The sequence below is a fragment of the Aquimarina ulvae genome (assembly GCF_053613295.3).
Genome location: NZ_JBSIBP030000001.1, coordinates 512,920 through 527,611, shown reverse-complemented (window position 1 = coordinate 527,611; position 14,692 = coordinate 512,920). Strand labels below are relative to the sequence as shown.

The window sequence follows — 14,692 nt, the reverse complement described above, 5'->3', positions numbered from 1 at the left end:
TTATATATGATAATCACGTTCTTAGTTGTTCACTGCCGGACAATGACAGTTCCAGCGTTCTTTACGTTTTCCGAAGTCGTATCCCAAGGTTAACTGATGAAAACCTCCATTACTCAAAACTACAGAATTAGATTGATAACTATAGGTATAACCAACCATCCATTTTTTGTAATTAATCCCTAGAAATGGAGTGATGTACTGTAGTTTTTGACTTTCTATTTCTGCACCTGTTTGAGAAAACTCTGCGCCATCAAAACTTCTTCTATAGGATAAACCTCCCCATAAAGTAGCTAGTTCTCCAAACCTTCTGTATACTTTAAAATTGGCATCAATCGTACTTTCCTTAGTTTGATCAGTTGCTTGGTAAAGCACTGATGGTTCTAAGCTCCAAGGGCTATTTCCTAATCCAAATACATACCCTGTAGAGAATATATATCTTCTTTGATTGTTGGATTCTAAAATTGTATTATTAGGATTATCAAAAATATTTCTTGTTGTTGGCAGTATATTTTTAACCGTAAAATGGGCAAACCAATTTAGGTAATGATAAGACATTCCTACATCTATATTAAAATATCCATCTTTCTGTAAATTGCCACGTAGAACTGGATCAGGGTCCGCAGGGTCATCTAATCCTCTCTCATCTACATTAGATTGAATAAAAGCACCGCTAATACCAAAAGACAACATATTCAAATCTGTTCGATCTCGAGAAAACAATAAATGATACGCAAAAGTTGTAAACACTCCCGTTTGTGAAAATCTACCATTCTCGTCTCTGTAAACGATCGCTCCTAAACCTACTTTATCACCTGTTCTGAAATTAATATTAGCAGATTGCGTACTTGGTGCGTTATCTACATCAAACCACTGTTTTCTTGCTGTAAGCCTAATTTTATTAGCATTTGAGGCTCCAGCCATAGACGGATGTACCAAATATAAGTTGTCAGAGAGATAATCTGCATACACTGGGATTCCTTCCTGAGAAAAAATAAATTGTGAGGTCAGAATTGCAAACAACAAATAATATTTCTTCAAATTCATTAGAGGCGTTCGGTTTAAAAGGGAAAAACTAGGTTAATTATTTCAATATAAACTATTTAATCCAGCTTATATTGTGGGGCTTTAATATTTCTTTTCCCAAATCAAAATATTATTTCTTGCCGGCCTCAAATATATAAATTTTTACCAGAACATATCTTTTGACCCCAGTATTAAAACATTCTTAATCTTATAAACCCTATCCTAAAGTGGAAATACTTTTTAGTAAATTTGCTGAAAATATATTCATGGAAAAGCATTTTGAAATAAAAATAGAACCTACTTCTAATCCGAGTATCATAAAATTTGAAGCAAATTATTTTTTAACTGAGCATACCAGCTATGAATTTGAAAATATTGATCACGCTAAAAATTCACTGCTAGCGCAACAATTGTTTTACTTGCCATTCGTAAAAAGAGTATTTATTGCTCAAAATTTTGTTGCTATAGACAAATATGACATTGTCGAATGGACTGATGTGCAACAAGAAGTCGCCGAGCAGATAAAAGAGTACCTAAATAGTGGTCAACCTGTTATTAACGAAACCTCTTCTCCAAAAAAGGTACCAATTACCATTTATGCAGAAAGCACTCCCAATCCCGCAGTACTTAAATTTGTAGCAAATAAGAAATTGGTTGCTGTTGGACACGAGTTTAAAAGTATTGACGACACTAAAGAAGCTCCTTTAGCAGAAAAGTTGTTTCATTTCCCATTCGTAAAAGAAGTATATATTGATGAGAATTACATCTCTATTAATAAATATGATATGGCAGACTGGAATGACATCACTCTGGAAATAAGAGAATTTTTAAGAGAATATCTTGAACAAGGTAAGGAAGTACTTTCAGAAAATGCTACCGTTTCTAAAGGTCAGGTAGAAAAGGAAGCGGACGCTGCATATGAGAAACTTGATGACACTTCAAAAGATATTGTAAACATTATTGAAGAATATATTAAACCTGCTGTTGCAAGCGATGGAGGTAATATCATGTTTGACTCCTATGATCCTGTTAGTAAAGGAGTAAAGGTAATCTTACAAGGTGCTTGTAGTGGTTGTCCTTCTTCAACGTTTACATTAAAAAATGGGATAGAAAATATGTTGAAAGAGATGTTGAAGGATAAAGTATCTTATGTAGAAGCAATCAATGGGTAGTTTATCGAATTATATTTTAACTCTATTGAAAAACCAGATAAATAATAGGGGTAATTATTTAAAAAAGACCAGAGTATCTTGTATATTACAGAACCTTTTATAAAATATTAACCAAAAAATTATTAAAATGGCAATTGTTAAAGTAATAGAAGTAATAGCAACCTCAGATAAAGGTTGGGAAGATGCAGCAAAAAACGGAGTAAAAGAAGCTGCAAAAACAGTAAAAAATATTAAATCAGCGTGGATATCAGACCAAAAGCTAGTGATTAAGAATAATGAAATTAAAGAATATAGGGTTATTCTAAAAATATCCTTTGAGATTAATTAAAAAATCACATTATATATTATTTAAAGCATCTCAAGAATCTTGAGATGCTTTTTTATTAACAAAAGCAAATTTTCTCATCCAATATGAAGGTACTTGTGTAAAAAAAACTTAAAAACACCTCTTTATGTATCAATAATAAAATAGATATTCCTTTTTGAAATTTACCATATTTATAAATTTTATCATAAGAATCAAACAGTGTTTCCTTTAATACCAAATCGAAAAAGCTTTTGTAAAAATCAGGAAATCTGATTTTTACACCCAAAATTGAAACTTTTTCTTGCCATGTTTCCGTTTTTTTTACTCATTATTTACTGTTAAACCGTAATAAAAAGATGTTAATTATGTAATAAAATAAAAGATAACAAACGAATTTTTTGTGAAAAAACGAAATACTTTGTCAATTAAGTAAAAATTACCTATTAAAAGTTGATTTTTTGCATATAATATTGCGTTTTATTAAATTTACAATAACCTAAATCTAATTATTGTGAGAAAGAAACTACATTTACTATTTTTATTGTTCTCTCCTTTTTTATTTGCTCAACTTCCACAATCTTTAGTGGAACCTGCGGAAAAGGTAACTATGTTTTATGAATATGACGGTTCTGTTTATAAAAACTTCAGATATAAAGATGCTAGTATTATAGATGAGAAGTCAGGAACATTCGACACTAAACTTCGTTATAATACATATACCGATGCTTTAGAACTTGAAAAAGGAGACAATTTGTTCCAATTAGTAAAGAATCCAACATCCCACGCGAGAATCGATGGAGATTATTACTACTACTGTGATTTTAAATCCCAACGCGGAATAGAAAAATCAGGATATTATGTTCTTGTAGAACTAAATGATCGTTATAGAATCTACAAAAAGTATAATTTAAAAATTAGAGAACCAAACAAAAATGGAGCGGCCAACGGGAATGCCACTCGTGGAAAGCTTAGTATTCAAACAAAATACTTTCTCGAAGAAAGAGGGGTTATTATGGAGCTTCCTATGAATAAGAAAGAAATTTTAGCAGCGCTTAGTGACAAAGAAGATGAGCTCAAAAAATATATGAAAAAGGAAGGTATTAAAGTGAAGAAAGAAGAAGATTTAATACGACTTGTTTCCAGATACAATGCGCTAAAAACTACAGACGGAAGTCGTTCCAGAAGTTTATTTGTCAAACACTAGAACAAAACCGACTTATTTTTCCTAATATTAAGAATAATTATTTAAAAAATAAAAGCACCTAACGATGACTAATCAAAGGTGCTTTTTTATTTCTGGAAATTTATATTTTTTATAATTAAGGGACTTTACATTTCAATTTCACAATGCTAAACAATCTAGATGTTCTACTTCTTTTATAGACCTTAAGATAAAAAAACGCAACTTTTTCAGCCGTAAGAATATATTTTATCTACATGATTTGAAGTAATTTCTTACAAATCTATAACGTTTTCGTGACCATAATTACGGTTTTACCTTAAAAAATTGATGTTATATTTTCAACGAATCAGAATTTTTTTCATAAAAATTTCGCTAAAACAGCTTATCTTTTAAAGAATCAATAAAAATTCTGTATTAAAACTTATGTTTTTGCATTTAACCCCGTGTTTTATTACATTTATTATACCTAAATCAGCAAGCCGTGAGAAAAATATTACAAATTTTGTTTTTAACAATGTCGTCAGTTTTGTTTGCACAACTTCCGCAATCTTTACTAAAACCGACTGAGAGATTAAGTACATTTGATGAGTATGATGGTTCTATTTTTGAGAGTCTTCGATATAAGGATGCAAGTGTAATCGATGAAAAGTCAGGAACTTTTGACACTAAACTTAGATATAATGCCTATACAGATGCGTTACAGCATAAAAAAGGATCAGATCTATTTGAATTAGTAAAAAGCACCACTACCCACGCAAGAATAGATGGGGATTATTATTACTATTGTGAATTCAAAACACAACGTGGTTTAAAAAGACCCGGATATTATGTTCTAGTTGAGTTAAATGAGCGTTATAGAATTTATAAAAAATACGTTGTAAAAATTACAGAACCTGACAAAAAAGGATCTGTCAGTGGTACAGCCACTCCTGGAAAAGTACAAATAAGAACAGATTATTTTCTTGAAGAGCGTGGCACTATTATGGAGTTACCGACTAGCAAGAAAGAAATTCTAGCTGCTCTTGGCGATAAAGAAGAAGAGTTAAAAGCATATATGAAAAAAGAAAGAATAAAGGTAAGAAAAGAGGAAGATCTTATCCGCCTTGTGTCTAGATATAACGCATTGAAAAGCACCGGTGCTAACCCATCTAGGACTTTACTTAGCACTAGAAGAGACTAACTCTAAATCTAGTATAAAATATATAGAAATGCCATCCACGAAAGTACGGGTGGTATTTTTGATAGTAGTATTCTCTTCTCCAACATTAACCTGCTACAAAATCTTTTAAGTAATACGGTTCAAAGTAACTTACATCTTCGAAGTCACTTCTCAAAAACTTTCTATAACTGATTGTTGACATCGCTATTGAAGATGGTAATTTTTCTGAGATAAACTCTGCATTTTTATGATTACAGATTTTAGCAAATTTGGCAACTCCGTTTCCGATAAAATATACTTTATCTTCTTGTAAATACGACTGGTAAGAAGCTTCTGTTAGTACTTCTGCCTCTACAGGTCTTACCTGTTCGTACCTGTTAGAGAATACCGCAGAATATACTTCCATTCTCCTGGCATCAATCATAGGTACCACCTTGCCTTTTGTTAGTTCCACTTGTAACGCCAAAGCCTGTAGTGTGTTCACTGAAACTAATGGAATATCCAATCCATAACATAATCCTTTTGCAGCAGAAACCCCAATTCTTAAACCCGTGTAGGATCCGGGACCTTTACTTACTGCAATTGCATCAAGATCGCTAAAAGATATTCTTGATTCATTAATTACAATACTTATAAAATGATGTAAGCGTTCGGCGTGAGAATATTTAGTATCGTAGTCCTCTTTGGACGTTACGACATCTCCATCTTTTACCAGTGCCACTGAGCAATTGGTTGTAGAAGTTTCTATACAAAGAATATAGGCCATCTTTCAAAAGTTTATGCAAAGATACCCTTAATTATTATCATTACTCTTCAGTCTTTTTTTCCTTTTTAGAAGTAACTTTATCACCAGTCTTTAGTGTTTTGGTAACTACATTATAAGGTCCTGTAATCACTTCTTCACCAACTTGTAAACCTTTGGTAATTTCTATATTACTATCGTCCTGAATACCAGTTTTAATCACTCTTAATTTAGCGGCTCCGTTATCATTAACAAATACACACTCAAACTTTTCATCTGTATCTGTAAGTTTTTCTTTTGTAAAGGATCTTTTTGCATTACTAGAAGTATCACTCTTAATTACTATCGCACTGATAGGAACTCCTATAATATTTTGTCTTTTACTAGTGATTACATCAACAGTAGCAGTCATACCCGGTCTGAAAGGAGAATAACTTTCTGGTTTATCTTTTACCAAATCCTGATATGATTCTTCCAGAATACGAACTTTAACCTTAAAATTAGTAACCTGATCGGCACTTAAGGTACTTTCTGCGGAGTTTGCAATCTCTGTAACCAATCCTTTAAATTGTTTTTTGAGGTACGCGTCTACTTCGACAATGGTGGAATCTCCTAAAGCAACTTTAACAATGTCATTTTCATTTACATCAACCTCAACTTCCATATTACTTAAATCAGCAACTCGAACAATTTCGGTTCCAGCCATTTGTTGTGTACCTACTACACGTTCTCCCAATTCTACGGATAATTTGGAAATAGTTCCCTCCATAGGAGCATAAATAGTTGTTCTGTTTAGATTATCTTTTGCTTCATTTACAGTTGCTTGTGCGCTTCTTACACTATAATATGCAGATTGTTTAGCGGCTTCGGCAACCTCAAAAGCAGAAACTGAAGCATCCCACTCTGCCTTAGAAATCACTCCTTTGTCAAACAAGCCTTTATTACGATCATAGTTTAATTTTGCTTCTTTCAGGCTTGCCTCTGCTTGCTGTAGACCTGCTCTTACATTTTCTAATGCAGCCTGAGACCTGTTTAATCCAGATTGTATAATATCTGGATTAATTCTTACCAAAAGATCTCCTTTTTTAACCTGTTGTCCTTCTTTAATTGGTAAGTCAATAATTTCTCCAGACACTTCAGAAGAAAGCTTGACCTCTACCTCGGGTTGAATTTTTCCGGTGGCAGAAACAGTTTCGATAATATCTATTTTCTCAATTTTTGATATTTCTACTTCTTTCAAGTTTCCGTCTTTCCCAAACCATCCTGCCTTTTTTCCAAAGACCAGCCCAATAATTAAAACGACAACAATTGTTAAAATGATTAGTAAAGTTTTTCTGCTCATGACGTGATTTAAGATTAATTCTATGGTATGAAATTACAACCTTTTCATTTGTAGCCAAACGTGCTACTTAAATATTTTACAATTTTATATCTGCTAGTTTTATTCCAAAATAAAGTTCTAACACTTTAATTTTAAAAATATAATCAAATTTTGCTTGCACTTCATTACTCTGTGCATTTTCCAATCTAAATTTAGATTGGCTGAAATCAAATGCATTGGTCCTTCCGACATCATATCGATCTTTCGCATAGGCATATGCTCTTTCCTGTGCCTTTACAGCAACTAAGGAGGCCTCATACGCTTCTGCGGCACCTTTAGCATCAAGGTATGCTTGATATACATTACTATCCAGATCTAATTCTGCTTGCTCTAACTGGAACTCAGTTCGCTTTACATTGATTTTACTTCTCTTAACCTGGGATCTCGTGGTGAAACCATTTAATATAGGAATATTTAATTGCAACCCGTAAGAAAAACCGTCATTCTCATAAAGCTGTTCAACAAATCCTCTTTCAAAAAAATCATTGTCCGCCCACCTTGTATTGTAGCCAAAAAACGCTGACAACCTTGGATAATAGCTTCCTCTAGCCAATTGAAGATCTTTTTCTGCCAAAAGTTTATTTTGTTCAGCAATTTGCACCTCATATCTTGTTTCTCTGGCTTTTGCTATAATACTACTGACTGAACTTTGCATTATACTTGAATCAGGAATAATATAATCAGACTCCGCTATATCAAAATTTTCATAATCCTTAATAAGAAGCGTTTGTGCTAAACTTACTAATGATATTTGAACTGCATTCTGTGCCTGAACGATTCTGGTCAACTCATCTGCAGATGTAGCTTCAATTTCTAACAAATCTCCCTGAGGCAATACACCAGCATCTACTAAGTCTTTGGTTCTTGTTAATTGTTCTAAGGTAATTTCGTGTTGTTTCTCGATAACTTTTAGCGACTCTTTGTTTAATAGCACCTGTAAAAACCCATTTGCTATAAACAAGGCTATATCATCCTTCATTTTTCCCAGTGCGTATTGACTTGCCAATTTGGACATTTTCGCTCTTTGTAATTGTCTAAAATTACGTAATCCATCAAACAGTGTTAATCCAACGTTAGCACCAGTGGTAAAAGATATAAATGTTGAACTTTCGAAAGCATTAGTTACCGGGTTAATATTTGCACCAGTATTAGAAGAAAGAGAACCGTTAACAGATACAGAAGGAACAAAATTACCTAAAGCTGTTAATTTATCAACATTTGCGTTTTCTATATCTAACGCTGATTGCTTTATAGAAATATTATTTTCTAAAGCATATTCTACGCATTCTCTTAGTGTCCATTTTTTATCTTGTGCCTGAATCATTAACATCCCAAAAAGGGCACAGCAAATAATTGAAATTTTAACTTTCATCTGTTTTTCTTTATTTTTAAGAGGTCAGACAGAAATCAATCTAAATTTAGTTTAATATCAAAACCGTTCTCAGATTTATTTCACAATACCTATTTGTATACTATTGATAGTTGTTGTTACACTTTTTTTTGAAAAAAATTAATTTCCAAACTCGGGTTTCTTAATTTGGTTCCAAACTTTTATTTTATCTTCTTTTGTAATTCCGCTTTTTATCTCGACGTTAATACCATCACTCACACCCAATTCTACATCTCTATTTTCGAACTCTTGTTCACCAATAGCAACTTCTACGAAGGGTTTCTGAGTTTTAGAGTCATATTGAATTAGGGATTCTTTCAACGCCATTACGCTATCTACTTTTGCTAAAATTATAGACGCATTAGCACTGAGTCCTGCTCTTATAAAAGTTGTATCTTTTTTATTTAAGGTTCCTTTTATTTCAAACTGAATTGCTCCATTTTCTTCTTTTCCTTTGGGTGCAATATAGTCCAAAACTGCATCAAATTTTTTATCCTCTATGGCTCCAACAGTTATTTCTAACGGTAGGTTTTCTTTTATCTTTCCAACCTCGCTTTCATCTACGTTTCCTTCAAAAATCATTTGACCTACATCTGCTACAGCTGCAATCGTAGTCCCATCATTAAAATTGTTAGATTCTATCACCTGATTTCCTTCTTTTACCGGAACTTCTAAGACCATTCCTGTTACGGTAGAACGTATTAAAGTATTTGCAGCACTCCCTAATCCTCTAGCAGTTCCGGTACGAACAATCTCATAATTCTGTTGTGCAGCTTCATAATTTTGCTTTGATTGCTTGTAGGTAACATCGGCGCCATCAAATTCATTTGCTGATATTACGCCTTTATCAAATAATTCTTTCTGACGTTTAAAAACTTTTTCTTGATTATCTAAATCTATTTTTGCGGTTTGCACTGCGTTTTTAGCACTTTGCAACGAAGATACATTAGGAATGACTCTAATTTTAGCGATTAGGTCCCCTGATTTGATTTGGTCACCGGCTTCAATATAGATTTCTTCAATAATTCCTGAAATATTTGGTTTTATCAGCACTTCTTCTTTAGGAACAATACTGCCCGTAGCAACTGTCTTTTTAATAATAGTTTCAGTGGTACTTTGTTCCGTTTTATAGGTAATTGGATCTTCTTGGTTTTTTTGGTATAAATAATACAGAGCTCCTCCAAATATCACTACGATAAGAAGTAAAATAATGACGGTTATTGTTTTTTTCATTTTAAATATTTATTGATTTTTTTACTATTTGCAACAGTAAACTTGATTGACTAATTATTTAATCTGCTCTTAAAGCATCTATTGGTTTTGTTTTTATGGCTACTTGAGCTGGTATTAACCCTGCTAAGAGTCCACTGGTGATCAAAATTAACAAAGCTACAAAAACCACTGTAAGATCCACACTAGGGTTTGCAAACATTGTTTCATTGCTTTCGGGAATTCCTTCTAAAATTTTATTAACTAAGAATATAACACCTGTAGAAATAGCAATACCTGTCATTCCTGAAATGATTGTCAAAAAAATAGACTCTAACAGTATTTGTCCGCGTATAGACCAAGGTGATGCTCCTAAAGCTCTTCTTATCCCAATTTCTTTCGTTCTTTCTTTTACCACGATTAGCATAATATTACTAATCCCTATGATACCTGACAACAATACCAAAGTCCCAACAAAATAGGCAACTCCTTTAAGCGCAATGAAAAGACCATTTATCTTACTAAACTCTTCATACAAATCGAAATTTCCTACAGCTCGATCATCATCTGGATGAATTGTATGATTTGTTTTCACCACATCAATAATACGCTTCTTAAGTTTTGTTATTGAGTTATTATCTTGTGCAGTAATTGCCATCCAACCAACATTATCTGCACGATTAAAAGCTTGTGAAAAAGAAGTAAATGGAACAAATATTTCATTTTGCCCTTGTTCACGGTCTCCATTATTGGATTTTTTAACATAGGTTCCGATCACCATAAAATTAACTCCTTGTATTTTTATGTATTCGCCTATGGGTTCTTCTCCTAGTTTAAACAACTCCTTCTTCACCCCTTCTCCTATTACAGCAACCTTTCGATTATTATCAATATCCCCATAATTGATAAATCGTCCAGAAGTTATTGTAATTGGATCTTGGTTAATTATTTCAGGGTAATCTCCATAAACGTTAAAGGCTCCTGTATTTAAACCTCTAACAACATTATTTGTCCCCCCAAAGCCTCCGAGTTGGTTTCGTGGTGATATGTAGCGTAATCCTGGGACATTTTCCCTAATAGATGCAACATCTCCTATTTTAAAATTATACCTTCTTCCTTTAGGTAACCCTTTATAGGGCTTAGAAGCAACCTGGGTCCACATAAACATTGTATTGGTAGCAATATCTCCAAACCCACGTTTTACTCCATTTTCTAAACCTTTACCGGCTGCCAATAAGATAACCAGTATAAAGATGCCCCAAAACACCCCAAAAGCAGTAAGCAATGTTCTAAACCAATTTGCGGTGAGTGCTTCTATAATTTCATTCCATCGATCTCTATTAAACATATTATTCGTCTCTAAGTGCTACAATAGGTTTTATCTTTGCGGCTCTCCATGCTGGGAAAAACCCTGCAATAGCTCCGGCAAAAATTAGTATAAATACTGTGGTCAATGCAACATTGAAGTTTACCGAAGGACTCGATATAAAATCAGTCTCGATCATAGGGCCGACTACTTCTAATAAAATCAATCCAAAAATTAATCCTGTAAATCCTGCAATTGAAGTCACGAATATTGCCTCATGTAAAATCATCCCTATAATTGAAGAAGGTAGTGCTCCAATTGCTTTACGAATCCCTATTTCTTTTGTTCTTTCTTTTACAATAATAAGCATGATATTACTCACCCCCACTACTCCGGCAATAATGGTACACACACCAACCCACCAGAAAAATGCTTTTATCATAAAAATAAGACTATAAAACCTTTTGGCCTGTTCTAGAGAATTTCCAATGCCAATAGCTCTCTCGTCAGTTGGAGCAATCGTATGTTTATTTTTTAAATATGCAGTTATGGTTGCAACGAATTCTTCAGACTTTGCAACGGCTGTTTCAAAGTCTTTTTCTGGTTTTAATGTATAGGACAGATTATTAATATTCTGTCCTCTATTAAAAACTTGTTGTGCCGTAGTCGATGGAACCGAAACCTGTTCTTCTTCCCGATCCCCTCCTTTATCTGTGTACACTCCTACTACTTTAAAAGGAATATCGTTGAGCCTAATATATTTCCCGATAGGATCTTCATTATTTTTAAATAATGCCTGCTTTACTTTATTACCAATAGCTACAATTTTGTTTTTTTCATTAATATCTTGCTGATTGATAAACCTACCTGAAAGCATGGATTGGTTTTCAATAAATTGAAATCCTGGAAAGACTCCTTCTATTCTATAATTACCTGACTCTTTTTTATAAGAAATTACTGACCCCCAAATACGCACACGAGAAGATTCGTATTCTATTACTTCTTCATTCGTTTTATGAATAAAGTCGAAATCCTCATTCGTCATACTAAAAAACCTCCCTGGATTCAAGCCTTTATATTCTACAGAAGTGGGTCTTGTCCAAACCCAAATACTATTAGACGCGTCTCCTTCAAATTCTTGAGAAATTCCGTTTTGCATTCCTTGACCAACTCCTAAAAGGATTACTAAAATAAATATCCCTGAAGCGACGGATAATCCAGTTAAAAATGTTCGTAATTTATTTTTACGGATTGTATCGAATATTTCTTGCCAGCGCTCTATATTAAACATATGTATTCGCTCTAACTTGTTCTACTGCTCCGTCATCGATGATAAGACCATCTTTAAGATTAACTATTCTCTTAGTCATGTGTGCTATATCCTCCTCGTGTGTAACAATGAGTATTGTTTTTCCTTCATCATTAATTCCTTGGATTAACTCCATTACTTCATAAGAGGTCGTGGTATCTAGTGCACCTGTAGGCTCATCTGCCAACAAAACTTTAGGTTCTGAAGCCAAAGCCCTAGCAATTGCTACACGCTGCTTTTGTCCTCCGGACAACTCATTAGGAAGATGTGTTGCCCAATCAGCCAAACCAACTTTTTCTAAATAGTGAAGAGCCTTCTCAGTTCTTTCCTTTCTTTTTATCCCTTGATAATATAGTGGCATTGCTACGTTATCCAGTGCATTTTTATAGTTAATAAGGTTAAACGATTGAAATATAAATCCGAGAAATTTATTTCTATATTGAGCAGCTATCTTTTCATTTAAGTTTTTAATTGGGATATTATCTAAAAAATAACTTCCATTATCGGCTTCATCTAACATTCCTAAAATATTAAGCAGTGTAGATTTTCCTGAACCAGAAGATCCCATAATAGCAACTAACTCACCTTCCTTTACATTGAAGTCAATACCTTTAAGAACATGAAGGGAATTACTTCCCATTTGGTAAGATTTATGCAAGTCTTTAATTTCGATCATAATTCAAGATTAAAATTCACAAGATGTAAAAACATCCTTTTTTGTTAACGAAGACTCACTTAGTTTTACTGCTATAAATTCTAGCAGATCAATTTTCTAGTTTTCCCCTCTAGAAATACTTTTTGATTGGTTAGTGCAGTCTTATGATCATAAGACTTCTCCTACATACGTTTTGTTACACTTTACTATGTTATGAAAATGTTAAAGATTAAATTAATACAAAAAGCTATTCATTACTTTTTGAAGTTTTCTTCTTATTACGATAAAGAACATACCCTACTACACCTATAAGAACATATGGTATAATCATTAAATATACGATCCCATTGTTTATACCTCTTGCAGTATTCTGTCCTTCTTCACTTTCCAGCACCGCTCTGCACATAGCGCACTGGGCATCTGCTGAAACTGTAAACAGTAGTAACAAAACTGAGATGTAGAGTATTTGAGTTCTCATTTGACGATTTTCTTACATCAATTCTATACACCCCGCTGCTTGGCAGGATTAGTTTAGCGTATTATTTTCAATTAGATGGCAACCCTTATTTTAAAAGTAACATCTTATTAATAATATGGTGAAATCATAACATAAACAATTACTCCTGATATTGCTACATACAACCATAAAGGAAACGTAATTCTAGCTATTTTACGATGTTTATCAAATCTTTTTGACAACGCCCTTACATAGGTAACCAAAACAAATGGAATCACCACTATTGATAAAACAATATGGGTTATCAATATAAAATAGTATATATAGCGAACTGCACCTTCTCCTCCAAATTTAGTAGAATCACTGGTCATATGATAGGCTACATACATTACCAGAAACAATACTGAACATATAATGGCAGATTTCATCAAGTTTTCGTGCAACTTAATTTTCTTATTCTTAACTGCCCAAAATGCAACTAGGAGTAGACCTGCAGTCAGTCCGTTTATACTGGCATAAATAGGCGGTAAAAAAGTTAGTGGCTCCACGTCAAAACCTAATTTACGAAGATTGACCCCAAATAGAGCAGCTACTGCTACAGGTATTGCTACCGATAATATAACAATCCATTTGCTATACTTACTTTCTATCTCTGATACGTTGCTACTCATCTTTTTTTAGTAATTTTTTAATATCCTTTAATAAGATTGTAATTTGTTCTTCTTCTCCGTTTTCATCTTTTTTTTGGTCCACATCTATCGTCCCTCTATAATATATAATTGGGTTTCCCGAAGCATCGTAGCGTGATCTAATATATCCATCTTGATCAATCAATGCAAAGTATCCGTTATGCTCAAACCCACCAGGCACATTAGAATTTTCTGCAGCGTAGATATTAAATCCCGTATTAGCAAGACGATACAAATCTTCTCTATCGCCTGTTAACAGATTCCAATCAGAATTAGTGATGCCATAATTTTCTGCATACTTCTTTAGTATCTGAGGTGAGTCTCGCTTTGGGTTAATCGTAAAAGAAGCAATTCCAAAATTTTCGTAGCCCTTAAGTTCATTTTGTAAATAGACCAAATTAGTGGTCATTTTAGGGCAAATTGTTGGGCAGCTAGTAAAGAAAAAATCGACGATATACACTTTACCTTTATAATCATGATTTGTGATTACCAAACTATCTTGATTTAGAAAAGCAAATTCTGGAACTTTTCTCGGCTTACCATTTATCTTAATATAGGAGAGTTTTTCATTGGCTACAGGATTCTGAGCACTCATCCTATCATTTCTTACAATGGAAGACTCTTGTATCCTATTCACAATTTTGGGAATAAAAATAATTCCAAAAATCAAAATGACAAACGATATGCCAACATATGAGTACTTTTTCATA

At 33.3% G+C, this 14,692-nt stretch carries 15 protein-coding genes; 4 read left to right on the top strand and 11 right to left on the bottom strand.

The genetic code is table 11. From position 1 onward, the window contains the following. Positions 1-21: 21 nt before the first annotated feature. Entirely contained in the window at positions 22-1,044 is a 1,023-nt protein-coding gene (locus ACWGOQ_RS02280) for a PorP/SprF family type IX secretion system membrane protein (protein WP_452056930.1), read from the bottom strand. A 245-nt stretch (positions 1,045-1,289) separates the two neighbouring features. On the opposite strand from ACWGOQ_RS02280, the gene ACWGOQ_RS02275 reads away from it, so the two are divergent. From ACWGOQ_RS02275 to ACWGOQ_RS02260, 4 genes are all read left to right on the top strand, one after another. Further along, entirely contained in the window at positions 1,290-2,195 is a 906-nt protein-coding gene (locus ACWGOQ_RS02275; protein ID WP_452056929.1) for a NifU family protein, read from the top strand. Between the two features lie 127 nt (positions 2,196-2,322). Further along, the gene (locus ACWGOQ_RS02270) at positions 2,323-2,523 is read left to right on the top strand and encodes a dodecin family protein (protein ID WP_452056928.1); all 201 of its coding nucleotides are present in this window, start codon (positions 2,323-2,325) and stop codon (positions 2,521-2,523) included. Positions 2,524-3,013: 490 nt separating this feature from the next. Then, positions 3,014-3,706: a hypothetical protein gene (locus tag ACWGOQ_RS02265; RefSeq protein WP_452056927.1), complete on the top strand. Its 693-nt coding sequence runs from the start codon at positions 3,014-3,016 to the stop codon at positions 3,704-3,706. Between the two features lie 493 nt (positions 3,707-4,199). Beyond that, a complete protein-coding gene (locus ACWGOQ_RS02260) occupies positions 4,200-4,865 on the top strand; it encodes a hypothetical protein (protein WP_452056926.1) in 666 nt (221 codons plus the stop codon). An 85-nt stretch (positions 4,866-4,950) separates the two neighbouring features. Here the strand turns inward: ACWGOQ_RS02260 and tsaB are convergent, their stop codons facing one another. From tsaB to ACWGOQ_RS02210, 10 genes are all read right to left on the bottom strand, one after another. Beyond that, positions 4,951-5,610 (bottom strand): tRNA (adenosine(37)-N6)-threonylcarbamoyltransferase complex dimerization subunit type 1 TsaB, encoded by a 660-nt coding sequence (gene tsaB, locus ACWGOQ_RS02255; protein WP_452056925.1) that lies wholly within the window; start codon positions 5,608-5,610, stop codon positions 4,951-4,953. A gap of 40 nt (positions 5,611-5,650) precedes the next feature. Then, positions 5,651-6,928: an efflux RND transporter periplasmic adaptor subunit gene (locus ACWGOQ_RS02250; protein WP_452056924.1), complete on the bottom strand. Its 1,278-nt coding sequence runs from the start codon at positions 6,926-6,928 to the stop codon at positions 5,651-5,653. A 76-nt stretch (positions 6,929-7,004) separates the two neighbouring features. Continuing rightward, entirely contained in the window at positions 7,005-8,339 is a 1,335-nt protein-coding gene (locus ACWGOQ_RS02245; protein WP_452056923.1) for a TolC family protein, read from the bottom strand. A 138-nt stretch (positions 8,340-8,477) separates the two neighbouring features. Further along, positions 8,478-9,590 carry an efflux RND transporter periplasmic adaptor subunit gene (locus tag ACWGOQ_RS02240; protein WP_452056922.1) on the bottom strand — a complete coding sequence of 371 codons (1,113 nt, stop codon included), beginning with the start codon at positions 9,588-9,590 and terminating at the stop codon, positions 8,478-8,480. A 58-nt stretch (positions 9,591-9,648) separates the two neighbouring features. Then, positions 9,649-10,914 (bottom strand): ABC transporter permease, encoded by a 1,266-nt coding sequence (locus ACWGOQ_RS02235; protein WP_452056921.1) that lies wholly within the window; start codon positions 10,912-10,914, stop codon positions 9,649-9,651. Between the two features lies 1 nt (position 10,915). After that, complete coding sequence (locus ACWGOQ_RS02230) at positions 10,916-12,163, bottom strand: ABC transporter permease (protein WP_452056920.1); 1,248 nt, start codon at positions 12,161-12,163, stop codon at positions 10,916-10,918. Beyond that, on the bottom strand, positions 12,156-12,857 hold the full coding sequence (locus ACWGOQ_RS02225) for an ABC transporter ATP-binding protein (protein WP_452056919.1): 702 nt from the start codon (positions 12,855-12,857) through the stop codon (positions 12,156-12,158). The genes ACWGOQ_RS02230 and ACWGOQ_RS02225 overlap by 8 nt, the downstream gene beginning before the upstream one ends. Positions 12,858-13,083: 226 nt before the next feature. Next, positions 13,084-13,314 (bottom strand): CAMCR motif-containing small membrane protein, encoded by a 231-nt coding sequence (locus ACWGOQ_RS02220; RefSeq protein WP_452056918.1) that lies wholly within the window; start codon positions 13,312-13,314, stop codon positions 13,084-13,086. Positions 13,315-13,421: 107 nt separating this feature from the next. Further along, positions 13,422-13,964 carry a DUF420 domain-containing protein gene (locus ACWGOQ_RS02215; RefSeq protein WP_452056917.1) on the bottom strand — a complete coding sequence of 181 codons (543 nt, stop codon included), beginning with the start codon at positions 13,962-13,964 and terminating at the stop codon, positions 13,422-13,424. After that, positions 13,957-14,691, bottom strand: a complete 735-nt coding sequence (locus ACWGOQ_RS02210; protein WP_452056916.1) for an SCO family protein — start codon at positions 14,689-14,691, stop codon at positions 13,957-13,959. Before ACWGOQ_RS02210 ends, ACWGOQ_RS02215 begins: the two co-directional genes overlap by 8 nt. Position 14,692: the final 1 nt, after the last annotated feature.

Excerpts from the sequence above, each read along its gene's own strand:
- ACWGOQ_RS02280 (WP_452056930.1), bottom strand. The coding sequence starts at position 1,044 with ATGAATTTGAAGAAATATTATTTGTTGTTTGCAATTCTGACCTCACAA.
- ACWGOQ_RS02275 (WP_452056929.1), top strand. The coding sequence starts at position 1,290 with ATGGAAAAGCATTTTGAAATAAAAATAGAACCTACTTCTAATCCGAGT.
- ACWGOQ_RS02270 (WP_452056928.1), top strand. The coding sequence starts at position 2,323 with ATGGCAATTGTTAAAGTAATAGAAGTAATAGCAACCTCAGATAAAGGT.
- ACWGOQ_RS02260 (WP_452056926.1), top strand. The coding sequence starts at position 4,200 with ATGTCGTCAGTTTTGTTTGCACAACTTCCGCAATCTTTACTAAAACCG.
- tsaB (WP_452056925.1), bottom strand. The coding sequence starts at position 5,610 with ATGGCCTATATTCTTTGTATAGAAACTTCTACAACCAATTGCTCAGTG.
- ACWGOQ_RS02250 (WP_452056924.1), bottom strand. The coding sequence starts at position 6,928 with ATGAGCAGAAAAACTTTACTAATCATTTTAACAATTGTTGTCGTTTTA.
- ACWGOQ_RS02245 (WP_452056923.1), bottom strand. The coding sequence starts at position 8,339 with ATGAAAGTTAAAATTTCAATTATTTGCTGTGCCCTTTTTGGGATGTTA.
- ACWGOQ_RS02240 (WP_452056922.1), bottom strand. The coding sequence starts at position 9,590 with ATGAAAAAAACAATAACCGTCATTATTTTACTTCTTATCGTAGTGATA.
- ACWGOQ_RS02235 (WP_452056921.1), bottom strand. The coding sequence starts at position 10,914 with ATGTTTAATAGAGATCGATGGAATGAAATTATAGAAGCACTCACCGCA.
- ACWGOQ_RS02230 (WP_452056920.1), bottom strand. The coding sequence starts at position 12,163 with ATGTTTAATATAGAGCGCTGGCAAGAAATATTCGATACAATCCGTAAA.
- ACWGOQ_RS02225 (WP_452056919.1), bottom strand. The coding sequence starts at position 12,857 with ATGATCGAAATTAAAGACTTGCATAAATCTTACCAAATGGGAAGTAAT.
- ACWGOQ_RS02220 (WP_452056918.1), bottom strand. The coding sequence starts at position 13,314 with ATGAGAACTCAAATACTCTACATCTCAGTTTTGTTACTACTGTTTACA.
- ACWGOQ_RS02215 (WP_452056917.1), bottom strand. The coding sequence starts at position 13,964 with ATGAGTAGCAACGTATCAGAGATAGAAAGTAAGTATAGCAAATGGATT.
- ACWGOQ_RS02210 (WP_452056916.1), bottom strand. The coding sequence starts at position 14,691 with ATGAAAAAGTACTCATATGTTGGCATATCGTTTGTCATTTTGATTTTT.